At 55.5% G+C, this 23,147-nt stretch carries 21 protein-coding genes, 1 tRNA gene and 1 pseudogene; 15 read left to right on the top strand and 8 right to left on the bottom strand.

Annotated elements, in window-relative coordinates; all coding sequences use genetic code 11:
• Positions 1-333: 333 nt before the first annotated feature.
• From RDK48_RS05630 to RDK48_RS05620, 4 genes and pseudogenes are all read right to left on the bottom strand, one after another.
• A complete protein-coding gene (locus RDK48_RS05630; RefSeq protein WP_298996753.1) occupies positions 334-1,644 on the bottom strand; it encodes a hypothetical protein in 1,311 nt (436 codons plus the stop codon).
• A gap of 3 nt (positions 1,645-1,647) precedes the next feature.
• Complete coding sequence (locus RDK48_RS05625; protein ID WP_298996758.1) at positions 1,648-3,222, bottom strand: site-specific integrase; 1,575 nt, start codon at positions 3,220-3,222, stop codon at positions 1,648-1,650.
• A 12-nt stretch (positions 3,223-3,234) separates the two neighbouring features.
• Positions 3,235-3,441, bottom strand: a pseudogene (locus RDK48_RS14940) (DUF6538 domain-containing protein); the annotation flags it as partial.
• Between the two features lie 145 nt (positions 3,442-3,586).
• Positions 3,587-3,673 (bottom strand) — tRNA-Leu (locus RDK48_RS05620).
• Positions 3,674-4,167: 494 nt separating this feature from the next.
• Between RDK48_RS05620 and flgF the strand changes: the two genes are divergently transcribed.
• The 12 genes from flgF to RDK48_RS05560 all read left to right on the top strand — a co-directional run bounded on the left by flgF (position 4,168) and on the right by RDK48_RS05560 (position 16,686).
• Complete coding sequence (gene flgF / locus RDK48_RS05615; protein WP_298996765.1) at positions 4,168-4,962, top strand: flagellar basal-body rod protein FlgF; 795 nt, start codon at positions 4,168-4,170, stop codon at positions 4,960-4,962.
• 59 nt (positions 4,963-5,021) lie between these two features.
• Positions 5,022-5,807 (top strand): flagellar basal-body rod protein FlgG, encoded by a 786-nt coding sequence (gene flgG, locus RDK48_RS05610; RefSeq protein WP_298996772.1) that lies wholly within the window; start codon positions 5,022-5,024, stop codon positions 5,805-5,807.
• Positions 5,808-5,952: 145 nt separating this feature from the next.
• Positions 5,953-7,182, top strand: coding sequence for a flagellar basal body P-ring formation chaperone FlgA (gene flgA, locus RDK48_RS05605; protein ID WP_298996780.1), 1,230 nt, complete (start codon positions 5,953-5,955; stop codon positions 7,180-7,182).
• A 27-nt stretch (positions 7,183-7,209) separates the two neighbouring features.
• A complete protein-coding gene (locus tag RDK48_RS05600) occupies positions 7,210-7,929 on the top strand; it encodes a flagellar basal body L-ring protein FlgH (protein ID WP_298996785.1) in 720 nt (239 codons plus the stop codon).
• A gap of 922 nt (positions 7,930-8,851) precedes the next feature.
• On the top strand, positions 8,852-9,643 hold the full coding sequence (locus tag RDK48_RS05595) for an HpcH/HpaI aldolase/citrate lyase family protein (RefSeq protein WP_298996790.1): 792 nt from the start codon (positions 8,852-8,854) through the stop codon (positions 9,641-9,643).
• Between the two features lie 2 nt (positions 9,644-9,645).
• Positions 9,646-10,560: an NAD(P)-dependent oxidoreductase gene (locus RDK48_RS05590; RefSeq protein WP_298996792.1), complete on the top strand. Its 915-nt coding sequence runs from the start codon at positions 9,646-9,648 to the stop codon at positions 10,558-10,560.
• Positions 10,561-10,662: 102 nt separating this feature from the next.
• Positions 10,663-11,433: a 3-deoxy-manno-octulosonate cytidylyltransferase gene (locus RDK48_RS05585; RefSeq protein WP_215647079.1), complete on the top strand. Its 771-nt coding sequence runs from the start codon at positions 10,663-10,665 to the stop codon at positions 11,431-11,433.
• Entirely contained in the window at positions 11,434-12,225 is a 792-nt protein-coding gene (locus RDK48_RS05580; RefSeq protein WP_298996798.1) for a DapH/DapD/GlmU-related protein, read from the top strand.
• 79 nt (positions 12,226-12,304) lie between these two features.
• Positions 12,305-12,940: an HAD family hydrolase gene (locus RDK48_RS05575; RefSeq protein WP_298996801.1), complete on the top strand. Its 636-nt coding sequence runs from the start codon at positions 12,305-12,307 to the stop codon at positions 12,938-12,940.
• 89 nt (positions 12,941-13,029) lie between these two features.
• Positions 13,030-14,025, top strand: a complete 996-nt coding sequence (locus tag RDK48_RS05570) for a hypothetical protein (RefSeq protein WP_298996803.1) — start codon at positions 13,030-13,032, stop codon at positions 14,023-14,025.
• 142 nt (positions 14,026-14,167) lie between these two features.
• Positions 14,168-14,587: a hypothetical protein gene (locus RDK48_RS05565; protein ID WP_298996805.1), complete on the top strand. Its 420-nt coding sequence runs from the start codon at positions 14,168-14,170 to the stop codon at positions 14,585-14,587.
• A gap of 347 nt (positions 14,588-14,934) precedes the next feature.
• Positions 14,935-16,686: a methyl-accepting chemotaxis protein gene (locus RDK48_RS05560; RefSeq protein WP_298996807.1), complete on the top strand. Its 1,752-nt coding sequence runs from the start codon at positions 14,935-14,937 to the stop codon at positions 16,684-16,686.
• Positions 16,687-16,788: 102 nt separating this feature from the next.
• Here RDK48_RS05560 and truA read toward each other — a convergent pair whose 3' ends face one another.
• From truA to thiD, 4 genes are all read right to left on the bottom strand, one after another.
• Positions 16,789-17,571, bottom strand: coding sequence for a tRNA pseudouridine(38-40) synthase TruA (gene truA / locus RDK48_RS05555; RefSeq protein ID WP_298996809.1), 783 nt, complete (start codon positions 17,569-17,571; stop codon positions 16,789-16,791).
• A complete protein-coding gene (locus RDK48_RS05550; RefSeq protein WP_298996811.1) occupies positions 17,571-18,875 on the bottom strand; it encodes a MotE family protein in 1,305 nt (434 codons plus the stop codon). Before RDK48_RS05550 ends, truA begins: the two co-directional genes overlap by 1 nt.
• Positions 18,832-19,269, bottom strand: coding sequence for a flagellar export protein FliJ (fliJ, locus tag RDK48_RS05545; protein ID WP_298996813.1), 438 nt, complete (start codon positions 19,267-19,269; stop codon positions 18,832-18,834). Before fliJ ends, RDK48_RS05550 begins: the two co-directional genes overlap by 44 nt.
• A 120-nt stretch (positions 19,270-19,389) precedes the next feature.
• Positions 19,390-20,193 carry a bifunctional hydroxymethylpyrimidine kinase/phosphomethylpyrimidine kinase gene (gene thiD / locus RDK48_RS05540; RefSeq protein WP_215647076.1) on the bottom strand — a complete coding sequence of 268 codons (804 nt, stop codon included), beginning with the start codon at positions 20,191-20,193 and terminating at the stop codon, positions 19,390-19,392.
• Positions 20,194-20,440: 247 nt separating this feature from the next.
• Between thiD and RDK48_RS05535 the strand changes: the two genes are divergently transcribed.
• The 3 genes from RDK48_RS05535 to RDK48_RS05525 are packed head-to-tail and all read left to right on the top strand — an operon-like array spanning position 20,441 to position 23,048.
• Positions 20,441-21,790 (top strand): hypothetical protein, encoded by a 1,350-nt coding sequence (locus tag RDK48_RS05535; RefSeq protein WP_298996815.1) that lies wholly within the window; start codon positions 20,441-20,443, stop codon positions 21,788-21,790.
• The gene (locus RDK48_RS05530; RefSeq protein ID WP_298996817.1) at positions 21,790-22,353 is read left to right on the top strand and encodes a bifunctional adenosylcobinamide kinase/adenosylcobinamide-phosphate guanylyltransferase; all 564 of its coding nucleotides are present in this window, start codon (positions 21,790-21,792) and stop codon (positions 22,351-22,353) included. Before RDK48_RS05535 ends, RDK48_RS05530 begins: the two co-directional genes overlap by 1 nt.
• A complete protein-coding gene (locus RDK48_RS05525; protein WP_298996819.1) occupies positions 22,347-23,048 on the top strand; it encodes a hypothetical protein in 702 nt (233 codons plus the stop codon). Before RDK48_RS05530 ends, RDK48_RS05525 begins: the two co-directional genes overlap by 7 nt.
• Positions 23,049-23,147: the final 99 nt, after the last annotated feature.

Genomic DNA, 23,147 nt, shown 5'->3' with positions numbered 1-23,147 from the left:
CGATCTGACATTCACTCCTTAAAGTCAGGCTGCGCTGGGGAAATTAGGACTAAAGGCCAGCGTTCGTCTTTGGGCTAGAATAAGACTTTGTGAGGACGCCCTATATAAAATGGGCCTCATGTGAAAGGATATCATTATCTGACGCCAATAATACGCAATAAACATTTATGTATTGGTTTATTGGAAAGAATAAATTTGAGAAGATAGAGCGGTGTGTGGCTGGAAATTAACCTTTCGGAATGCCCGTTGCCGACGTACATTCTGAATGGAAAAGTAGCCGATTAGCTGTATGCCTGTCAGATATTCTGGCTAATAAGAGGAATGAGCGTTTTCTTATATTCTTCTTAATTCTTTAATGTTGAATATTTGTTGTATGTTAGGCCTGTTTATGATGAATAGCTCGGATTTTTTCCCTGGTTTAAAGTTTTTAATAGCGGATTTTGCAGGAGTTATATAGTTAATTGCTATGAGATGTGAGAGTGCTTGGTCAACGTCATAGGTGCTTCGCATAGATTTTGGGAGCTTTGTATGAAGCTCTGCCCTGCGAAATAGAGCTCTGTCTTGGGGGAGCTGTTGCACAAATTTTTCGGCGGACTGGCTTAAAGCTGATGGTAACATGATGAAGCCTTGGCGGATATCTGGCTCCACTAGCAACTCTACCGGTGAACACGCCCCGCACCAGACGCCACAGGGGGGACTTACTTTGCTGCAACGCAGAGGTTTGATCTCCCCATGGCTAGCAAATGTAAGTAAGTCATTGGTCTGAACTCGCAGTCGGTGAAATTCGGTTGGATTCCGGTCAGGTGTAATTTGTAAAGCGTTATCTATTGTTTTCTTAATTTCTATGTCAAAAATATTTTTTATTAAATATTTTTTTCCAACATCACCCAGAGAAAACAAAAAATTTTGAATAGCTTTGTTGCGGTATGCATTATTCCAGGATATATGAATTATCTCTCTAAAATATCTACAATTGTGCAATGCCTTTTCAATGATTGAAAATATCAACTGGTCATTTGATGTCGTATTGGAGATAAGGTGTTCTAATATTGTTTTCAGGACAAGCATTGAAAGGTCTATAGAAGCTCCAGAAATTTTGTTACGTGCATCATTAATTTCATATTCTAGGAGAGGCATGTCTATTGAAAATTTTTTTGAAAATTTTTCTGGCGGTATACAGTAGTCGCGGGAGCAGTTATCTTGGTTTTTAAATTGGGAAAAAATTTTAGTAGGTATCGACGCCTGAAATCTACAGTCTGGAAAGTATGGGTGTAATATTTTATTAAAAATCATTTCCATTATGCTTTTAAGGCCGCAGCAGGAAATTTTGTTAGTGTAAAAGCAGACATATACCCCGCGCGGAGATTCAACGGCACGAATGAAAAGCTCCGCATGAACTTTTAAATATTCTGAGATTGCCCTAATAATTGTATATGCCCGTATTTTCTGATTTTCACCTTTATTTATGAATATGACGGGGTCACAGCTCTCTTGTAAAGACTCTTTTCTGTTTTTGGGCTTGCGTTGAGTTGACCAGCAAGAGAGTGCCTTCACAGTCCGTAAAACACGTTCATCAACTGAGCCAACAGGAAGCTCCAAGTATTTTCTATTCCCAGTCTTAGGCACGATTCTGTACCAAGGCATAAACTATTGCTCCTGAAAATTTATCATTGTGATGAGGCCCAAGCATTGCTTGGCGCTAAACCGCTCCCCATATTGCCGACCTGCCAGCTCTGCGATTTCGTGCCCGAATATCTGACGGAACATGTCATTGTGCAGGTTTCTGACCTTAAAAAACTGTGAGAACGAGTGCCGTAGCGAGTGGAAGCTCTTGGCGCCTTTAATCCGTTTTTTTGCCAGCCTCCGGCTGAACGTTTTCCCCACCTGCTTGCCATACTTGGGTGATGATGGCGTTTTTTTAAGTTCTGGGAACAGGCGGCACTCTCTATGACCTACAAGCTTTTCTCGAAGCCGCAGTAAACCCAACTCAATAAGATCATTATGTATCGGCACAAACCGCCGTGAGTTTTTGTTTTTTAGAATCTTGTCGTTAAGTCCATCATCCGAAGATTCCTTGATGTCAAAGATCCAAATTCCCTCGGGATCCTGAAAAATGTCTTCACAGTGAAGCTGGCAAATTTCCTCAAGCCGCATTCCCGTGTATAGGCCGATAAGGGGCACCCAGTAGTAGGCCGGTTTGGTAAATGCCGAGGGTTTGTAATCCCCGCCGAAAAAAACGGTTTTAATGTCTTCAGGGGTAAGCGGATCACGCTTTTCAACGTCAGGTTGAGGGTCTCGAATGCTCAGGCCCTTGGCAGGGTTGATGGCCAGCAACTGCTCACGAATTGCCCATTCATACATGCCTGATATGGCTTGAACAATTATGTTTACGGTCTTAACGGAAATGGTTACAGCGTGGGGCTTTGCAAGAAGCTCAGCAATACTTTTGTTTCTGTACTTTGGACTTTTCTTTCTCGAAGGAGGCAATTTGCGTAGGGTGTCGCGAACCATGCGCATCTCTCCGCGAGTGACAGATGCCGCGTCCTTGTCGCCCAGTATATCAATGATATTTTGCAGGCGTCTGAGGTGGTCTTTGACAGAATGCTCTTTCCAAGCGCCATCAGATAGGCGGGTAGATGAATATCGTTCCATCAGCTCGCTGAGTAAAAGCGAAGGCTGTGGTTTTTTTTCAATCGGTGTGGAGACCGGGGCAGACACAGTAGCGGAACGAGGGAAGGGAGTGCTCTCGGCGCTATAGAACGCCTGTTCTGCCCCATAGTCGCCACTGATCCGCGCCGCCTGAATTCTTTTAAACGTCACCTGCATGGCCATATATGACTTCGCCAAGGCCATGACGTTGTCGTGCCCAATCTCTCTGCGATCAAACACCTGCTCAGCAATCATTTCCATAATGCTCAGGGGAAGCCAATCTTCAACTCCGTCAAATGAATTCAGCTGGCGTTGTTGCTCTATGGCAGATTCAAGCATGGCCGTGTCGAGGCCAATCGACGCTATTACCGAACCATTCTGGTCTAGCTCGTGCGCAATAGGCCGCCCCTCGTCCGACTGTGCGTCAGCATCTAGAAGGAACCGGAGGTAGCCGTTCAAGCGCCTGCGAATTTCATCCGGTGCCACCAAACTTTTGTTGGGTTCATTGAGAACCTCATCCAGCGCATGTTGAAGCAGACGCTGGAGTTCTTCGTGCGTTGGTAGGTCTTCCATCTCTAGGGCTCGCTGTAGGCGTGAATGTAGGTCCCTTGCCAGGCGCAGTGCTTGGGGCCGATGACCAGTGCGCAGGCTGACACGAATTTCTGTGTGCCCCATGTGGGCTATCAGCCAACCAGGGAACCTGTAGCGATAGTAGAAAATTCCATTCTTTAGGTAAAGGAAGCTGGGAGCTTTGCCGGAACGGAGAGGATGGACGAAAGAAGACTGCGCCATAAATCGACTCGCTTGTGACCCCATTTGTGACCCTCTTTTGAGGGAGGTCTGATTTGGGGGGTCAAAAGGCCGGAAAGGCGCATTTCAAGCCGTGGGTAAACGAAAAAGGGATTACAACAAGCTGTTGTAATCCCTTATCTTCTTATGGTGCCGAAGGGGAGACTCGAACTCCCACTCCCTTGCGAGAACTAGACCCTGAACCTAGCGTGTCTACCAATTCCACCACTTCGGCGCGAAGATGTGTTTACGCCAACAGGGGGTGGCTGGCAAGCATTTTTTTTGATTTCGGCAAAAAAAGTTTATTGCGGCAAGTACGATAGGCTTAAGTTCCTTCCAAAGTTGGCTCCTGGGGCCAATTTATTGGCTGGCTACGGAGGGCGCGCGCAAATGCCGTTTTTGTCTCCATCAGGGGCTGCCTGTGGTCGCGGCAGTTCAACCTCCGTGGCGAGGCGCTTCGGGTAACCTCTTTTATCAATAATATTAGGGGCGACCTTAGAATCGTCTGATTAACGCTTGGGCACCATGCTTGCATCCACGGGCTGATAGCTCTGCTTGCCGCAGCCTGTGTCTTCTGTGCCTTTTCGGGGCTTCGCGAGCAAGCAGGGAATATTTCTAAATGTACGGGTATTGGCCCGCATATTGCAAAAGCTCTGGCAAGGGCCATCAGGCCCGAGGTAGACGGCGGCGCTTCATTTTCAGTGCTGCTGCCAACACAAGGAGCTGCTTATGCAAGCAGGCATGTTTAGCGGACTTTTTGCCGCATTGACCACGGAACACCGCATGAATTTCATCGCCAATAATTTGGCGAACGTGAACACGCGTGGCTATAAACGTGAGACAGTGGCGTTCAAAGATACCATGCCGACCTTTGCCTTTGACGAGATTCGGGAGCCGATTTTGAACCTCAAATCTACGCCCCTGTTTCCCGAACCGATGAATGCCGCAAGGGTTCGCTTATCTGTGGCGAACACTGATTTTTCGCAAGGTTCCATGCAATATACCGGCAACAACCTTGATGTTGCCATTAATGGAGAGAATGCCTTTTTCAGGGTCACTACGCCGACGGGGCAGTACCTCACGCGCAACGGGGCTTTTGTGCTCAACGGCGATGGCGTCCTCATGACGCCGCAGGGCTACACCGTGCAAGGCGCTGGTGGTGTTATCAACGTTCCGGCTGGTACGCGCCATTTGCAGATCAGCGGCGATGGCCAAATACTTGCCGATGGCAACGTTATTGACCAGTTGGCCCTGGTCAGCGTGAACAACCCGCAGAATCTTGAAAAAATGGGCGGCAACCTCTTTCGCCCGCGCGATGGTGTTCAGGTTGTTGAAGGCAATGCCTACGACAATGGCGCGCGTGTCGAGCAGGGCTTTACGGAAGCCGCCAACGTGGAAGTCGTGTCCGAAATGGTCAACATGATCGAAGTGCAGCGCCAGTTTGAAGCCTACCAAAAGGTCATGCAGACCTCAGACACGCTAGATCGCGCTGCCAACGAAAAAGTGGGCCGCCGCCAGGGTTAACCGGCGATGGTTTAGCAGCAACCGGCAGCCGCGCTGGTTATGTATAAGGAGAAATTCCCATGATGCGATCGCTTTGGACAGGCGCCACCGGCATGGTGGCCCAACAGCTCAATATCGACGTGATTTCCAACAACCTGGCCAACGTCAACACCACGGGCTTTAAAAAGAGCAGGGCCGAGTTTGAAGATCTCATGTACCAGAGCATGCGTATGGCCGGCGCCATCACCGAGGGTGACAACCGCCTGCCTGTAGGTATTCAGGTCGGTATGGGCGCTCGTCCCACTGCTGTGCACAAGTTTTTTACGCAGGGCGATTTTCAGAATACCGGCAATACTCTGGACGTAGCCATTGAAGGCGACGGTTTTTTCCAGGTGGATGTAAACGGCGAGCTCATGTACACGCGCGCCGGTTCCTTCAAGCTCAATCAGGATGGCACCGTGGTCACCGCCAACGGCTATATTCTGCAACCGCAGTTTGCCGTGCCCGCGCAAACCAAGACCATTTCCATTTCATCCTCCGGCCACATGGCGGCTCTGGATGCGCAGGGGCAGGAACTGGCCGGGGCCGAATTGCCGCTCTACACCTTTATCAATCCAGCGGGTCTTGATGCCCGCGGGCGCAACCTTTACACGCCCACTCAGGCTTCGGGGGATGCCACAGAAGGCGTGCCCGGCACAGACAATGTGGGTACCCTGGCTCAGGGTTTTCTGGAAATGTCCAACGTGGAAGTTGTGGACGAAATGGTGAACATGATTGTGGGTCAGCGTGCCTATGAAGTGAACTCAAAGTCCATCCAGACATCAGACTCCATGCTGGGCATCGCTGTGCAGCTCAAGCGCAGCTAGGGCCGATTATTGTTGAAATTGTTTATCTGTTTTGCGCTGATTTTGAAAAAATCTGCGCCACGAAAGGCTTGCTGGGGACTGGCAGCAATGCTGCGTCGCCGTCATGCAGGTATTTGAGCGTGAAAAGACTTTAGGGGTATGCGTCATGCGGTTTTTGCAGGTCATATGGGCAATGCGGGATGGTCAGGTGCTGCCTTTGCGCGCGCTTCTGGCTGCGGCTCTGGTGTGCTGCCTGTGGGCTACGGCTTCCGTGGCGGCTCCGCAGGGCGGCGTCCCCAGCGCCACCTGGCAGGATAATGACCGCAACCATCGTCGCTCGCCCAATCAGATAGTCACCCAGTTGCGCACTCCCCAGGCTCAGGCAGGGCAGATACCCCTTGCGGATGATGCGCAGGATCAGCGGGCCACCAAGGCGCGCAACCAGCTTGCCGCAGGCGAAGCCCCCGTGGTGCAGAATGGCCAGCTGAACATGCTTGGCCCTGACGACTGGCGGCTCAAAATTCTTTCAGCAGCGGTCACCAATTCAGATATGGTTTTGCTGGGTGATATTGCTGTCCCGCTGGGACAGATGGGGCAGGATACCTGGGCGCAACTGCGCGTGCAGCAACTTTGGCCTGCGCCCCCGGAAGAAGGCAAGCCCTTGCAGATCAGCCATTCTCGCCTTTCTCAGGCTTTGCGGCAGGCCTTGGGCAAGGATGTTGCCGGGCGTTGCATTTTGCCATCTTCGCTGGTGATTCAGCGCGGGGGGCTGGTGTTTCATGAGGAAGACCTGCGTTCCTATGTGGTCAAAAGTCTGACGCCGCAGCTGTCCGCCATGCCGGGGCAGGTGGAGTTGAGCGACTTCCGGCTGCCGGATTACATTTTTTTGGCCCATGCGCAGCAGAGGGTGCAGCTTGAACCGGGCAAACTGTCGCCCGGTCGCGTGCCCTTGCGCTTTGCTGTGCAGGAAGTGGACGGCAACGTGCTTCGGCGCATTTCCGGCACGGTCAACCTCACCCTCTGGATAACGGCTCCGGCGGCATCGCGCCCCATGAACAAAGGGGAAGCCCTGGCGGCAGAGTCCGTCACCTTTATGAAGGTCAACGCCAGCCAGTTGCGTGATCTGCCTTGGGATGGGCGCGGCGGCCCCTGGCAGGTGAACCGCGCGCTGAACACCGGCGAGCCAATTTTACAAAGCGATCTTGTGAGCCAGTTGATGGTAAGGCGCGGAGATGTGGTCAACCTCATCTATATAAAGGGCAACCTGCGCATAGCCACGCAGGCCCAGGCCCTGGCCGACGGCGAGCCGGGGGCCACCATTGCGGTACGGAATCTGCAAACCAAAAAACAGGTATACGCCATTGTCAAAGATGGCAGCACCGTGGAAATCCACTAGCGTTTAAAGGTGGAAGGAGAGGAGCATATGCAGGCACGATACATAATACCCGTTCTGGCGCTGAGCTACCTGTTCTGCGTCGCCTGCGGCGGCAGCCCAACCCGGCGACCTGCATTGCATCCGCCGGTAACACCGCCACAGGAATATCGGCAGGAGGCCAATTCGGCCAACAATCCGGGGTCGATTTTTGCCGCCAGCGAAACAGATACCCTTTTTGAAGACAGCCGCGCCCGGCGCGTTGGTGATATTGTTGTGGTCAAACTGGTGGAAAATACCAAGGCCCAGAACAAGGCAGAAACCACAGCCAACAAGAAAGGCTCCAACGATTACGAGGTTTCCGCCATGTTCAACAGGGATCACGCAGGCTTCATTCCCTTTGTTCCCGTGGGGCCGCAGCCTGCGGTGGGCTTGCCCGTCCTGAATACGGGGTCTACCAGCGGTCTGACGGCCACGGGCAAGACCAAGCGTGAGAACTACGTGACCACCTCGCTGGCCACGCGCGTACTCCGCGTGTTGCCGGGCGGCCTGATGGAGATTGAGGGCGCGCGCGAAATCCGCGTCAATGAAGAAACAGAGTATATGGTCGTGCGCGGCATGATCCGCTCCAAGGACGTCAGCGCTGACAACAGCGTACTTTCCACCCAGATTGCGGACGCAAGTATTGAATACTACGGCAAGGGCGTACTGGCCGACAAGCAGAAGCCGGGCTGGTTCACACGGCTTATGGATAACGTCTGGCCCTTCTAGACACTTCATCCAACGTATAGATACCTGCACACCCCGTCAGCGCTGCATGCGTTGACGGGGTGTTTGCGTGAAGTCACCAGAAAAACGGCAAATCAGCCTGATGTCTTCTGTAAGCTAATGCTTCTGTTTCCTGATTGCAAGGTGCTAAAAAATTATAGAAAAATGGCCGTTATTTTTTACTATTATATTTAAATAGTTACCTGAGCGGATAAAAAGAAATGCGTAAAAAATATGTGAAAAATTGCGCAGCTCCTTGACCTAAGGATTCTTCCATTCTATGTTGATCGCAGTTCATTGAGCCCGTAGGCTGAAGAGCAGGGGCTTTGCGCCGAAGCCCTTTGTTTGTTTTGTCTGTGCCCCGCGAGGGTTTTGTGGGCAAAATAAAAAAGCTCCTGAATCTTGCGATCCAGGAGCCCCGGCGGAGAGTGGATTCAAACACCCGTCTGGCAATGCCAGTTTCGGAGTGTCCATATACAAGTGTCAGCGCCATAAGGCGTTGACGTTCTTGTTGATTTTTCCAGCCTCCTCCTGCGAACCAGACTGTTCTGCCGCAGTCTGGCTCCTATCCAAGCCCCTCCGTTACCCACGGGGGGCTTTTTTATTAGCATGCTCATGTTAAAACGCCAAGCCCTGTCTTTTCTCTATTTCTTCTTTGATAAAAAAGTAACAATTTCGTTCTCATAACTGTCAGATCATCAAAAGCGCCGTGTTGCTGTCGCGTCCCTGGCGCAAACTGGCTTTGGCCGGGCAGCAAAGGGGCAGATACTGTTGCATTGGATTCAACGTGCGCCGAGTTTGCGCATGTCGGGTTTGCATTTCCACTGGCGGCGGGCTCTCTGTCCGTATTGCGCACGGTGGGCGCAGGGCGTATAGTAGAGAACGTTTATCGTAATCTTCAACCCTGCGGCGGCATCCGCTTGATATGACTGTACATGAAATTCGCACTCGGCTGGCGGCAGACAAGGCCACAGTCGGCACATGGCTGCAATTGCCCTCTCCTGATGTGGCCGAGCTTATGGCCCGCGCCGGTTATGATTGGGTTGCTGTTGATATGGAACATGGCTCTTTTGGCCGCACCGGGCTGCCGGACGTTTTCCGCGCCATCGAATGCGGCGGCGCGGCTCCTTTCGCGCGTCTTGGCGAGGCCAGCAAAACCCAGATCAAGGCTGCGCTTGAGGCCGGGGCTCAGGGGCTTATCTTCCCCATGATTGAAAGCCGCGCACAGCTTGACCGGGCCATTGATCTTTCTGTGTACCCCGGGCAGGACACCTGGCGCGCCGCGGGTGAAACCGCGCCCGAATATCGCGGGGTGGGCTACTGCCGGGCCAACGTTTTTGGCAAAAAATTTGACGAGTACCGCGCCAGTCGCGCGCCCGAGATATTTTTGGTGGCCCAGATCGAGCACATCCGCGCGGTGGAAAATCTGGAGGCCATTCTGGCGCATCCCCGCCTGGACGCCATTATGGTCGGCCCCTACGATCTCTCCGGCTCCATGGGGCTTACGGGTCAGTTTGACCACCCGGACTTCAAAGCTGCCATGGCGCGGATTGCCCAAGGTTGCGCCAAAGCAGGCGCGCGCATGGGCCTGCACATTGTGCAGCCTGACCCTGCGGAGCTTGAGCGGCAGATTGCCGCTGGCAGCCGTTTTATCGCGTATGGCATTGATTCGGTCTTTTTGTGGCGGGCGGCTGAACGCCCCAATTCGGGAGAATAACTGTGAATATTACCGTCTTTGGCGGGTCCGGCTTTCTGGGCTCGCATATCTGCGACAAGCTTTCTGAAGCCGGGCATGCGGTCACCATTGTTGACCTGCATCCCTCGCCCTTTCTGCGGCCCGACCAGACCATGCTTGCAGGCAATATTCTGGATGAAGAAACCGTCAACCGCGCCGTAGCCGGTGCGGATATGGTCTTCAACTACGCTGGCATTGCCGACATCGGCGAAGCCAACAACCGCCCGGTGGACACGGCGCGCATCAACGTGCTAGGCAACGTCATGGTGCTTGAGGCCTGCCGCAAAGCTGGCGTAAAGCGCTATGTTTTTGCCAGTTCCCTGTACGTGTACGGCAAGTCAGGCGGCTTTTACCGTTGCAGCAAGCAGGCCTGCGAACTGTATATCGAAAACTATCAGGCCATGCACGACCTGCCGTACACCATACTGCGTTACGGCTCGCTGTACGGCCCGCGTTCCGACCGCCGCAACGCCATCAACAGGTTTGTTTACGAGGCTCTTGCCAACGGCGCCATCACCTACTACGGAGCGCCTACGGCCCTGCGCGAATACGTGCACGTGGACGATGCCTCGGCAGCCACTCTGGCCGTGCTTGATCCGGAATTTGAGAACCAGAATATCATCATCTCTGGCAACCAGCCCATGCGCGTGAGCGACCTGTTCAAGATGATCGGTGAAATGCTCGGCAAGGAACTGGCCATCAATTATCTGAATGATCCCAACAGCGGGCATTACCAGGTCACGCCTTATGCCTTTATGCCCAAGGTGGGCCGTAAGCTGGTGCCGCCGCTGACTGTTGATCTGGGGCAGGGCATCCTGCGCGTGATGGAAGAGGAACACAAGGAGCTGCACCCCGAGCTGGCGTCTGAGGGCGGATACCTCGTATCCACTGACGACTAGACCTGGAAACGGCAGTTGCCGCAAGGGCATGCGTCCGTTTGCGGCATGATTGGATGCAGTTTTTTACGCACACAAATTATTGAGGCCACAAGGAGCCGTCAGATGAACATCATTGCCATCATTCCCGCGCGTATGGGTTCCAGCCGTTACCCCGGCAAACCGCTTGCCCTTATCCACAACGTTCCCATGGTGGGGCATGTGGCCTTTCGCACGGCCATGAGCAAGTGCCTTTCCGCCACCTATGTGGCCACCTGCGACGAGATCATTGAAAATTACTGCAAGGACGCAGGGCTCAAGAGCGTCATGACGGGCGACCATCACGTGCGCTGCTCCACGCGTACCGCAGAAGCCCTATTGAAGATCGAAGCCGCCACCGGCCAGAAGGCCGACATCGTGGTCATGGTGCAGGGCGATGAACCCATGGTGCGCCCCGAAATGATCGATGCCGCCGTGGCCCCCATGCTGGCAGATCCCTCCATCAACGTGGTCAACCTGATGGCCGATATGGACACCCTTGAGGAATTTGAAGATCCCAACGAAGTCAAGGTCGTTGTGGACCATTGCAACAACGCGCTCTATTTTTCGCGCGAGCCCATTCCTTCGCGTAAAAAAGGTTCGGACAAGGTGCCCATGCGCAAGCAGGTCTGCATCATTCCCTTCCGCCGCGACTATCTGCTGCACTTCAACGAAATGCCCGAAAGCCCGCTGGAAATTTATGAATCCGTGGATATGATGCGCATTCTCGAGCACGGCGAAAAGGTGCACATGGTGCCCACCGACTGCCGATCGTGGAGCGTGGACACCCCTGAAGATCTGGCCCGCGTGGCCCGCCTCATGGAAGGTGATGATCTTATGAAGGAATACCGCAAGTAAATGGCGGGCGAGCTTAATTCCACCCCTGCACAAGGGGACAAGGCCGCTGACGGTTCAAAAAGCGCGAGCGCCGTGGGGGCACAAACCCGCGGCGCTGCCGCCGAAACCTCGGTGTCGGCAGGGCCGTCTGCTCAACCTGAAGTCCAGCCCGGAGTAAAGGCCGCACCGCCAAAGCCGCATGCAGGGCCAGGGCTGTTCAGCCGGGTGTCGGCGGCGTTTGAAGAACTGTGGGTGGCCGCTTTTGCCTGGATTCCCACGCCTGTGGGCCTTGCCTTGCGCCTGTTTGCCTGGCGGTGGCTTTTCAAAAGCTGCGGTTCGGCGCGTTTTGGCACGGGCTTGAGCCTTGCGGGCTGCCGCAACATGCGCATTGGCAACGGCGTGCGCATGGGGCGCGGCTGTTTTGTTACCGCCTCTGACGGCGACCTGGTGCTGCACGACTGCGTGGCCCTTTCCCCCAATGTGCACGTGGGGGCGGACGCGGGCCGCATAGAGATAGGCGCGCAAACCGCCGTGGGGCCTGGCACGGTTATCCGTGCGGCCAACCACTGCATCGCGCGTCAGGATGTGCCGATCATGCACCAGGGGCATGTTCCCGGTCAGATTATTATTGAAGAAGACGTGTGGATCGGCGCCAACTGCGTCATTACGCCAGATGTGCGCATTGGCCGCGGGGCTGTGGTGGGCGCTGGCGCGGTGGTCACGCGCAATGTGGCCCCCTTCAGCATTGTAGGCGGTGTTCCGGCCAAGCTTATCGGCATGCGCGGGCAAGGCGGTCAGAAGCACTGGGATTAACGAGAGCCTTTCATGCTGAAATGCTCTGGCAAGATGGGGGCATGCCGCCCCGGAATCGAACAGCTTTTCAAGGAATATTATGTCACTGCAATGCCTTGTTTTTGACTGCGATGGCGTCATTCTTGACAGCGTGCCCGTGAAAACACGGGCCTTTGGCCGTCTTATGGAACCATTTGGCCCCGAGGCGCGCGACCGCTTTTTGATGTACCACAAGGTGCACGGCGGCGTGAGCCGTTACAAGAAGTTTGAGTGGTTTTATGAAGACGTGTTGGGCAAGACCATAACCCCCGAGGAATCAGAGGAACTTGGTAACCGCTTTGCCGAATATGTGCTGGACGAACTGCGCCGCTGCGAACTGATACCCGGCATTCAGGAAACTCTTGATTCCTGGCGCGGCAAGCTGCCCATGTTTGTCTGCTCCGGCGCGCCGCACGAAGAAGTGCTGGCTGTATTGCGCGAGCGCAAGCTGGATGGCTATTTTGACGCCATCCTCGGCTCCCCGCCAGCCAAGGCCGTGCTGCTGGCCCAGATTGTGAACAGGCAGAAGCTTGACCCCGCCGATGCGCTCATGGTGGGCGATGCCCCCACAGACAGGGACGCAGCCGAAACTGTGGGTACGCTGTTTTACGGTGTGGGGCCGGAGCTGAAGGGCGGCTCGTTCCCCTGGGGCGAAGACCTCACGGGCCTGAGCGCCTGGATAGCTGCCCGCGCCTAGGTATCCTGTCTGCTGGCAGCTTTACAACTACTTGTAACCACTACTGAACGTCCTGCCTTACAACGCGGGACGTTCGCTCATATACGCCAATGAAAAAATTCGTTCTTGCTTTGCTGCTGACCCTGAGTGTGGCCCTGCTTGTGACCGCCTGTGATTCCGGCAAAAAGGAAGAAGGCGCAAACGGCAAGCCTGCTGCCGAATCCTCCCACAGCGCGCCAAAGGCGGAAACTGCGGTTCAGGCACAAGCTGTGGAAGAAGCAACCCCGCCTCCCAGCCCGGAAGAACTGGACAGGGCAGACCGGCTGGTGGCTTTTTCCAACGCTGCTTCGATGGCTCTGGCAACCGGGCGCTATGCCCAGGCCGATGTGCTGGCGGCCTACACCAAGTATTACCTGGCAGAGTGGCAACTGGCCAAACGCCCTGAGCTGAATACGGATCAGGATGCCGCCCTTGCCCGCCGCCTGACGCCCCCTGTCAGCCTCTTTACTCCTGAGCAGACCAAAAAAATGGCCGCCTGCGTGCAGGACATGAATAAAGCCATCGTAGACATGCGGGCTGACTATCGCCTGCTCGAAAAGTACGTGGCCGACGAAAGCATTCAGGATAACGGCGTCAAGGGCAAGGCCCTTGCTGCAGAAATACTCAAGGGCCATGCCTCCTTTATTGTTGCCCGCGATGCCTATATGGCGATTGTGGAGGGCGAGGCTGCCCCGGCAGAAGATGTCTTGCTGCACAACCATCCGCTTAAACGGCAAATTCAGGCTGCGGAACGCATTTTTGCCGTGTTTGGCAAAACTGCAACCCTGCTTGCACCCGGCAAGCCAGACAGAGAGGCGCTGAAGGCCCAGCGTGACGAGCTTGCCGCAGCCATTGCAGAAGGCGGGCGGCCTCCTTTTATGGCAGCGCCGGAACTGGAGCGTCAGTACCGTGCTTTTCTCAAGCAGGCAGGCAGCTACGCGCAGCTTTTTGACCAGGGGCTTGAAGAAGAGTTTTACGTTCCAGTGCGGTTTGAAATGAACAAGGCCGCTCTGGCAAGCCGGGCCGCCTACAATGATTTTGTCAAGGTTGCCAATCAGATGCGCTGACGAGTCAATGTTCTGACTGCGCGCATTGATTGTTTTGTAACATGCTGTAATTTAATGGTTAGGTTTATTTGGCAAGGCCTTTGCAGATTGAATGTAAACGGGTGTCGATTACCCGAACATCCATCTGATCTGGAGGTTCAGCATGTTTTTTTTGCTGGGAGGCCACGATAAAAAAAGCCGCAAGGCCGAGAGAACTGTGGGCATTTCTGACGCAAGCGCCAGAGTGCGTGAGGTTTTTCTGGCCGGGCGCTTTCCTGTGGTGACAACACATCAGGTGGAGGGGCGACGCATTGCCAAGGTGCTTGGCCTTGTCTGTTGCCGGGGGTTTGACTCGGACGAAGCCTTTTTTGGCATGGCGGCAAGGGCCATGAACAAGGGCGCACAGGCTATTGTGGGCTATAATGAAAACGTGGCCTTTCATCCCGATGGCAGCAAGTATTTTTCCTGCTTCGGCACTGCCGTGATGTTTGAGTATGACCCTGCCGACCCGGAAGCATTGCCACTCATGCTGCAACAGAAGTTCAAGGCACAGGAACAATCCGGCCTCAGCGAAATCATCTGATCAGGCTGGTTCTTATATATGCCAAAGCCCCTGTTCAATCTGAACGGGGGCTTTGCATTTGTAACAGATGAAATATTGAATGGCATTCAAATGCATTAATTAATATTTATGCCTCTATTTGTTGATGGAATGCAATGTAACTTGTAGTATACTTTAGGTATGTTGTCGGTATGTAATTATTCTATCATATTGTTAAATAAAGATAAAAAATATAGTTTAAAAATGTATAAAGTGTTGGTATAGATAGACGATAAAAGACTGAAGTTCTGAAGACGTCTATTGAAAGTATATCATTATCCATTGAACGGATAAACAACGTAAATTGCAACTATCTCCAGGAGTTTATTATGAGGCTTTCGATAAAACTTGTGCTTCTTGCAGTATTGTTGACGGCATTTTCAATAATTATTGGATTTGTTTCTGTTGTTGGAATGTCTTCTATAAATAAAGATGTCAAGGATATTTCTGGAAACTGGCTTCCAACAATCAAGGTTGTTGGTGAAATTAATAGTATGGTGAATGAATACAGGCGCAATGAGCTAATTCACATTCTCACAACAGACCAATCATTGATGCGGCAGTATGAAAATAAGATACAGAGTTTGACCGGTAGTATTAATGAAAAAGTTAAAGAATATGAAAAATTAATCTCTGAGCCTGAGGAAAAAGTCGCATTCCCCAAGTTTCTTGCGGCATGGAAGGCCTATACGGAAAATCACGTGAATGTTGAGGTTCTGTCCAAAAGCAACAACACCGAAGAAGCTGTCAAGTTGGTGCTTGGCTCGGCAAGGGTGCAGTATGGTGAAGCTCTTGATCAGCTAAAGCTTATTATCGATGTCAATAACAAAGGAAGCAAGACTTCCGCTGCTGACGCGGAAGCTGCATACGAACAAGGGAAGTTGCTTACGATCTCGTTGATAATCGCGGTCATGCTCGCTGCCACAGCAGTTTCCATTTTGATTATCAGGGGTGTAACAAAGCAGCTCGGCGAGGACCCCGGTTATTTGCATCATGTGGCATCGGAGATAGCCGCCGGTCAGCTTGATCTGGCATTCAAGCCGTATTCCGGCGATGGCGGCGTTTACGGTGTGCTCATAAAGATGGTGGGCAATCTCAAAGCCAAAATTGCCGAAGCAGACAGCAAATCTCAGCAGGCCGAACAGCAGGCTAAAGCCGCGCAGGAAGCAACCGCTCTTGCCGAGGAGGCAACCCGCCGGGCAGAACGGGCCAAGGCGGAAGGCATGCTCCAGGCCGCGCAGCAGCTTGAAGGGATCGTACAGATCGTGTCGTCCGCGTCAGAAGCACTTTCTGAACAGATTGCGCAGTCCAGCCGTGGGGCTGACGAGCAGTCGGGCCGTGTGCGTGAAACCGCTACGGCCATGGAAGAAATGAACGCCACTGTGCTGGAAGTTGCCAGAAATGCCCAGCAGGCTGCGGATGTTTCGCATCAAACCCGGGAACAGGCCGTGGAAGGCTCGAAGATACTCGACGATGCAGTTAAGGGCATTGAATCCGTCCACACGCAGTCCATTGCCATCAAGGAAGATATGGATGCTCTGGGCAAGCAGGCAGAGAGCATCGGCCAGATTATGGGGGTCATTGCCGACATAGCCGACCAGACCAACCTGTTGGCGCTGAACGCCGCCATTGAGGCCGCCCGTGCGGGCGATGCGGGCAGGGGTTTTGCCGTCGTTGCAGATGAAGTGCGCAAACTGGCGGAAAAAACCATGACTGCCACGCAGGAAGTGGGTCAGGCCATTACAGGCATTCAGGCTGGCACCCGCAAGAATATTCAAAATGTCGAGCAGGTTGCTGTGACTATTGAAAGTGCAACCAACATGTCGGTACGTTCCGGCGAATCGCTCAAGAAAATTCTTGAGCTCGTCCATCTGGTCAACGATCAGGTTCAGTCTATTGCTACAGCCAGTGAGCAGCAATCCGCCGCCAGCGAGGAGATCAATCAGTCTGTCGAGCAGGTAGCGACAATTTCTGTGGAAACCGCTCAAGCTATGGAGCAGGCTTCCGGTGCGGTTGCAGACCTGACGCAACAGGCTCAGTCACTCCAGCGGCTTATAGAAAAAATGAAAAATCAGGCTTAGTCAAAAGTCATTGGTAAAAGGAAAAGGCCGTTCAGAGATGGACGGCCTTTTCCTTTTATGGGCTTTTTGCTTGTACCAGCGGGGACACAATAATCTGTGCGGCTATCGGGCCTCGGGATACACCACGTTCACCAGAGCCAGCCCTTGAGGCGGCGCGGTGACGGAGGGCACATCCCTGCGGTCGCGTGTGGCAAGCAGGGCGGGAATATCCTTTGGCAATACCTTGCCCTGGCCGCAGGCAGCCAGCAACCCCGCCATATTGCGCACCATCTGTTTGAGAAAGCCATCGGCAGTCACAATAAAGCGCAGCATGGGTGCGTGCGGCGGATAGAATTCGCAGGGGGGCATGGTGTGCAGCTCGGCTTGCAGCACCGTGCGCTCTGTGCTTTCCACATCCGTGCCCACATTGCGCAGCGCGGCAAAGTCGTGCAGGCCCGTCAGGTGGGGCAGGGCGGCGCGCATTGCCTCCATGTTCAGTGGGCCGCATTTCCACACAAAAGGCGTCAGCTGCGGCGGCATAAAGGTCTGTTCCAGCCAGAACTGATAAGCGTAGGTTTTACGCAGGGCATCCTTGCGCGCGTGAAAGTCCGGCGCGGCCTGCGTGGCCTCCAGCACACGGATATCGCGGGGCAAAACGGCGTTGAGGCTACGCCGCCAGTCCATGTTGGCGCGCGCATCGGGCACATCGCAGTGCACAACCTGCCCGTGGGCATGTACGCCGGAATCGGTGCGGCCCGAGCCGTGGGCGCGTATGTTCTGCCCTGTGATGGTGCGAAGGGCCTTTTCCATTTCGCCCTGAACTGTGGGCGGCGGGCTCGGCTTTTCCTGTATCTGCCAGCCGCTGTAGCAGGTGCCCACATAGGCGATCAGAAGCTTGAGGCGCATTAATCAGGTATCCTCATGCGGGTGATAAGCTCCGTAAGCTTGGCTGTCTTGGCCGGAGAAACGTAGGTGAGGATTTCGCCTGACTGCTTGGGCGACATGCCGGAAAGAATGCGGATGGCCACACGTTCGTCCATGCTTTCCAGAGCCTTGGCCGCAGCCTTGGGTTTCATCATGGAATAGGTGAGCACCAGTCGGTGAACTTTTTCGTTTTCAATGCCCTTGGCCTCGCGGATCATGTCCTGCATTTTCTTTTCAGTTTCCTGAATGTCCTTGAGGCGCTGATCCATCTGCTGGCGCAGCACAAGAATATCCTGCTGCTGGCGCGCCAGTTCCTGAGCCTTGGTATTGGGGTCGTTGGAATAAGCGCCTTGCGGCTGCTGCACCGTGGGGACGGGCAGCGTGCCCGAGCTTTGCCCCTGCGGCAAGGGGGGCAAAAAGCCGTCGTTGTTGCCTGCCGCGCCGCGCGGCGGCAAAGGTGCGCCGTCCGTGCCCTGACCGCGCGGAATGTTTGCCGGGATGGGCGGAGCGCCGGGTATGGTCAGCGGGGCCGTCTGCTCTGCGGGAGCAAAGGGCGATTGCCCGCCAGTGGGCGTCTGGGGAACAGGCATGTCCAGCGCTGCCGCGTGCGCGGCCTGCACGCTGCCAAGGCCGGGGATGGGCAGATTGCTCAGGCCCAGGGCGTCCAGCCATTCGGATTCGCTGGCGCGGTTGGGTCTGGCAGAAACAATCAGGCTACCGGAGGGGGCGGATGTGCCCGGTTCCGCCTGTGGGGCAGGCAGGGCCTGCGGTTCGGGAAAATTGGGGGAAAATGTCTGGCCGGGAGCCTTGGAAGCCGCCGCAGTTTCAGGTGCGCCGCCTGAGGTCGCTGTACGGATAAGCGGGGCGGGCAGGGCGGCATCGGTCACGCTGGTGGTTTGATCTGCATGGGGTTTGACCGCTGCGGCCATGCGGGCGGCGGCAGAACCTTGCGGGTCGCTCTGGCTCTTTTCAGTTTTGTCCTTGATGTTGTCTACTACGGAATCAAGGGCCGAACCCATGGACGAAAGAGTAGAACTGACGCTTTGCGCCAGACCAGAGGGGGCCGCATCAGCAACAGGAGCCACGGTTTCAGTCCGCTCCTGCCCATTGCGCGGCGCGTTTACGGCTACCGTGGCATCCTTGGGCGATCCGCCAAGCCAGGAGGGCACGGGCACATCCAGCAGCAACAGGCCGAGGATGGTAAGCTTCATAAAGCAGAGCACCGCCAGCCAGCGGAATAGCTTAGAGAGCCGGAGCTTTGTAGCGGAGTGTGGCTGTTTCGTCATTGACGCGTTGCTCCTTCAGTTGTTCCTCACGAATATACTGCTGGTTTTGGCGCTCCTTGAGCTTTTCCAGCAGCTTTCTTTCAATGGCGCGCGCGGCCAGCAGTTTGCGGGCTTCGTCAACAAGCTGTTCGTGCATGCGGGCCTGCAAGGCTGCATTGGCTACATCGCCGCGCAATCCTTTTACATATTGTTCCAGCAGCCAGCGTTCCGCCTGCGGCACAAGGGCTGATTCAAACAAGCGGTCTTCGGTCTGGCGCAGTTCAGCCTTCAGGCGTTCAAAAAGTGCGCGCGCTTCTTCCAGGAGTTTTTGCTTGTTGGCCAGATCAACCTTGGCTTCTTCTTCAAGCTGTTCCCGGTAGTCGAGTATTTTCTGTAATTTGAAACGAAAGGGCACGCCGCACCGCCTTGATTTTGACGCCCTGAATATCCACAGGGGGAAACTGCAAACAGCGGGCCAATCCGCCTGCCATGCGGTAGCGGAAAAGGGCCGTGCGGCTGACAGGCGGGCAAATGCCTATTTGATGTTTAAATCCGCAGCGTGGTTCACAGGGCCGCAGCCCTTGCCGGGAGCGTAGCTTTTACGCAGGGCAAGATTAAGAAATTCCTGCGCCCGGGTTACAGCAACCTGCAGGGGCAAACCGCGCCCAAGCCCTGTGGCGATGGCGGCAGAAAGCGTGCAGCCCGTGCCGTGGTTGTTTTCCGTCTCCACCTTGGCCTGCGGGAGGTGCTTGGGCTGTTCGCCGGGCACGCACAGGCAGTCTGTAACAACAATGGAGCTTTCCATGTGCCCGCCCTTGATGAGCACGGCGCGCGCCCCCATGGCAAGCAGCTTCTGGCCTGCGGCCTCTGCGTCTTCAAGGCTGTTGATGCTCATGCCGGTGAGCATTTCCGCCTCTGGGCGGTTGGGGGTCAGCAGGTCGCAGCCAGGCAGCATTTCTTCCACCAGTGCTGTCACTGCGTCTTCCTGCAACAGGCGGCTGCCGCTCTGGCTCACAGAAACAGGGTCAACCACGAGAGGAAAGTCGCGGTTGCGCAATTCGTCCGCAACAGCGCGGATGATGGGCGCGGAAAAGAGCATGCCCGTTTTGGCGGCCTTGACGGAAAAGCCCTCAAGCACCGTGCGCAGTTGCAAGCGCACAAAATCGGCATCCGGCGCATGAATGCCCGTAACGCCCAATCCGTTCTGCGCGGTCAGGGCGGTGATAACGCTCATGCCGTAACCGCCGAGCGCCATGATTGTTTTCAGGTCGGCCTGAATGCCCGCGCCGCCGCCGGAATCAGAACCGGCAATGGTGAGGATGTTGGCAGGGGTATGCATAAAAAGCCTCTCATAAAATACTGCGTACGAATTTTGTTACTATACCCCGCCGCCCGCCGGGGTGCAATGCGGGCACTACCAGCCCCGTATCCAGAAACTCTCTGGAAAATGTCTTCACAGCGCAGGGAAGCAATGCTAGCATTTACGCGCAATAAACGGAAATAATGGCTTGGTATGCCGTTTTTGCGGCGCTCAGGGCTGTACCCGTTGTGCCACAGCCCCATGCCTGCCGCAGTAGGAGAATTTTATGAAATTGGAAAAAAAGCCTCTGGACGTGCCGGACATAGTGAATATGCCCAAGCCCCGTCCTGCCCGCGCTGGCGCGCGCAAGGCCGTGGTGCTGGCGTTGCTGGCGGTTCTGGCCCTGGGCGGCGCGACCTACTGGCTTACACGCGATAAATCAACCCGCGACCAGTGGAAGGATAAAGCCGCCGACATCATAAACAACGCCACCAGCGGCACACCGCTGGCCGGGGTGGGTGATGTGCTGCGCGATGCGCCGCCGCCACCGCCCATTTCTGTTGTCAGCCCGCCCACCTCCCCCGGCACTCTGGCCGGGCAAACAGTGCAGGGCAGCGTGGGCGCGCCTGTGGACGGCTCTACGCCTGCCGGGTTGTATCCGCAGCAGAACGGGGCGCAGATGCCCCAAAAGGTGACGGAAGACAGCCACATCCGCATGGAATTTGTGGAAGATCTGGCGGCCTTTGTTGTGGCCCGTTTCAAGCCCGGCCCGCAGAGCGGTACGCTGAACGTCAGTGTGCAGGCGCTCAATCAGCGCTATGGCGCAAAGTTTGCCAATGTTACTGACGGCAAGGGCGGTCGCGAGGCCCTGCTGCGCTATGCTTTTCATCCCACCATGCTGCGCGGGCTGTACACTCTGTATGCGGACCGCTTTCTGGATGCCATTAACCGCGATGCGGCCTCAAAGGGCTTTACGCCTGAACATATCCGCCAGTTGCACATGGCGCTGGCCGGGCGTCTTGTGATTCTGGCTGGCGCGCTTGAAGGCGTGGCCTCTGTTCCCAATCTTGATGCCCGCCTGCGCGAGCAGGACAAATCCGCGCAGGGTGTTGTGGATATCAACGCCCAGATGGCCGAAGCCGTGTTCGCGGTAGACCAGCTGCGGGAGAACAATGCTTCCGAAGCGCAGATATCTACAGCGCAACTGAGGGTGGACGGCCTGAGTGCCCGATACCGCCGTGCGCTTGAGGAACGCGCCGCCTTGCAGCGCACCTTGGTTGCGGCCATACGCCAGAACGGCGGGCAGACGCTGGACGATGATTCCCTGCTGTTTGTGGCCCAGTGGGTTGACCGCCGCCTGCGCGCGGACGCTCAGGCCCTTGCCTCGGTGCAGGCCTCGGCGGGCGTGTTGCGCGATCTGGCGCGGCGCAGCGCGCAGGCCGGAACAGGCGCGCCGTTTCAGACGCAGAGTCCTGCACAGGGCGCGGCTCCCAATGCCGCACAAAACGCCGGACATGTGCAGACCTCCCCGCAGCTGACCCCGCCGCAGGGGCATGCGGCCCCCGCGCTGCCTGCGGAAAACGCGCATGGCGGTGCAGAACGTGCGCCAGCCCCCCGCGTGGGCGGTCAGCAGTAATGGGCGCAGCAGTTTTTTTTGTTGGCGGCACACGCAGCGGCAAAAGCGGTCTGGCTCAGCGCTGGGCCGAGGTGCAAGCCCCGCAGCGGCTGTATCTGGCAACGGGCCGCGAGGACGATGAAGAGATGGCGGCGCGCATTGCCCGGCACAAGCAGGAGCGCGGTCAGGGCTGGCATTGCCTTGAAGAGCCGCTTGACCCGGCTGGCGCTCTGGCATCGCTGATGCCTGCGGCCCAACCCGGCGGCAAGGGGCCGGGGGTTGTGCTGTTTGACTGCGTGAGCCTGTGGGTAGCCAATCTTATGGCTGCGGACATGACGGAAAGGGATATTCTTGACCGCGTGGAGGCTCTGGCCGCCAGCATTGCGGCCTATCCACTGCCGCTGGCGCTGGTGAGTGTGGAGGCGGGCCTTGGCATGGTTGCCATGTCGAGCCTCGGAAGACGTTTTCAGGATACGCTGGGTCTTGCCAATCAGACGCTGGCCCGCGTGTGCGGCACGGTACTTTTTGTAAGCTGCGGTCTGCCCCTTGTGCTCAAGGGCCAGTTGCCGGAGGAAATATGCTGAATTTTGTTGGGCGGACTGCCAGTGTGGAAGCGGGCGTAAAATCGGGCGGCAGGGTCTTGGCTCGTGTGCCTTATTGTTTCGCAGCGGCCCTGCTGTTGTGGGCAGCGGTTGTGGTGCAGGCCGGCTTTGCCTTTGCGGCAAATGATCCGCGCCAGTGCATTCTGGAAGCTGGCGGCGCTGTGGACAAATCTGACGTGGCCGCTTTTGAGCGGCAGGTGGATGTGGACGCCATTCTTGAACAGGCGTTGAATCTTTTTGTGCGCCGCGCGCAGGATCCGGAGGCGGCAAAGGATCTGCCGCCCATGGTTGCACTGCTCTTCACGCAGGCGGCGTCCAAGGAGGGCAACGTGCGCTCCCTGCTGCTGAACGAAACGCGGGCCTTTGTGATCAATGGTATTTCTTCCGGCGCATTTGCTGGCCGCAAGCCCTCGGGCAATACCGCGCAGGGGTTGCTTGCCCCTTTGTTTGCCGATGCCTCAACCGGGCGCAAGGAAATCAAAAACGTGGGGCAGGCCCGACGCGATGGCGATGGCTGGCTTGTGCCCTTTGTGGTGCATGACGGCGGCAACGGCGAATCCTATGACGTGACGGGCCGGGTGACATCCGCTAAAGGCGAGATGCGTCTGACCTCTGTAGCCAATATGGAATCCCTGCTGCGCAAGGTGGCGGCAGAAAGCCGCGCCGTGGAGCCGTAGCAGAATCTGCTGCCTGGCGCGACCAAGCACCAGCTAGGAATAAAAAAAGGGAGCCAGATGGCTCCCTTTTTTTATCGCTGATTTTTTATCACTGTCGCC

It is taken from the genome of uncultured Desulfovibrio sp. (genome assembly GCF_902477725.1).
Classification (GTDB): domain Bacteria; phylum Desulfobacterota; class Desulfovibrionia; order Desulfovibrionales; family Desulfovibrionaceae; genus Desulfovibrio.
Note: the sequence above shows the minus strand (reverse complement) of the source record. Positions and strands in the feature narration are given on the sequence as shown.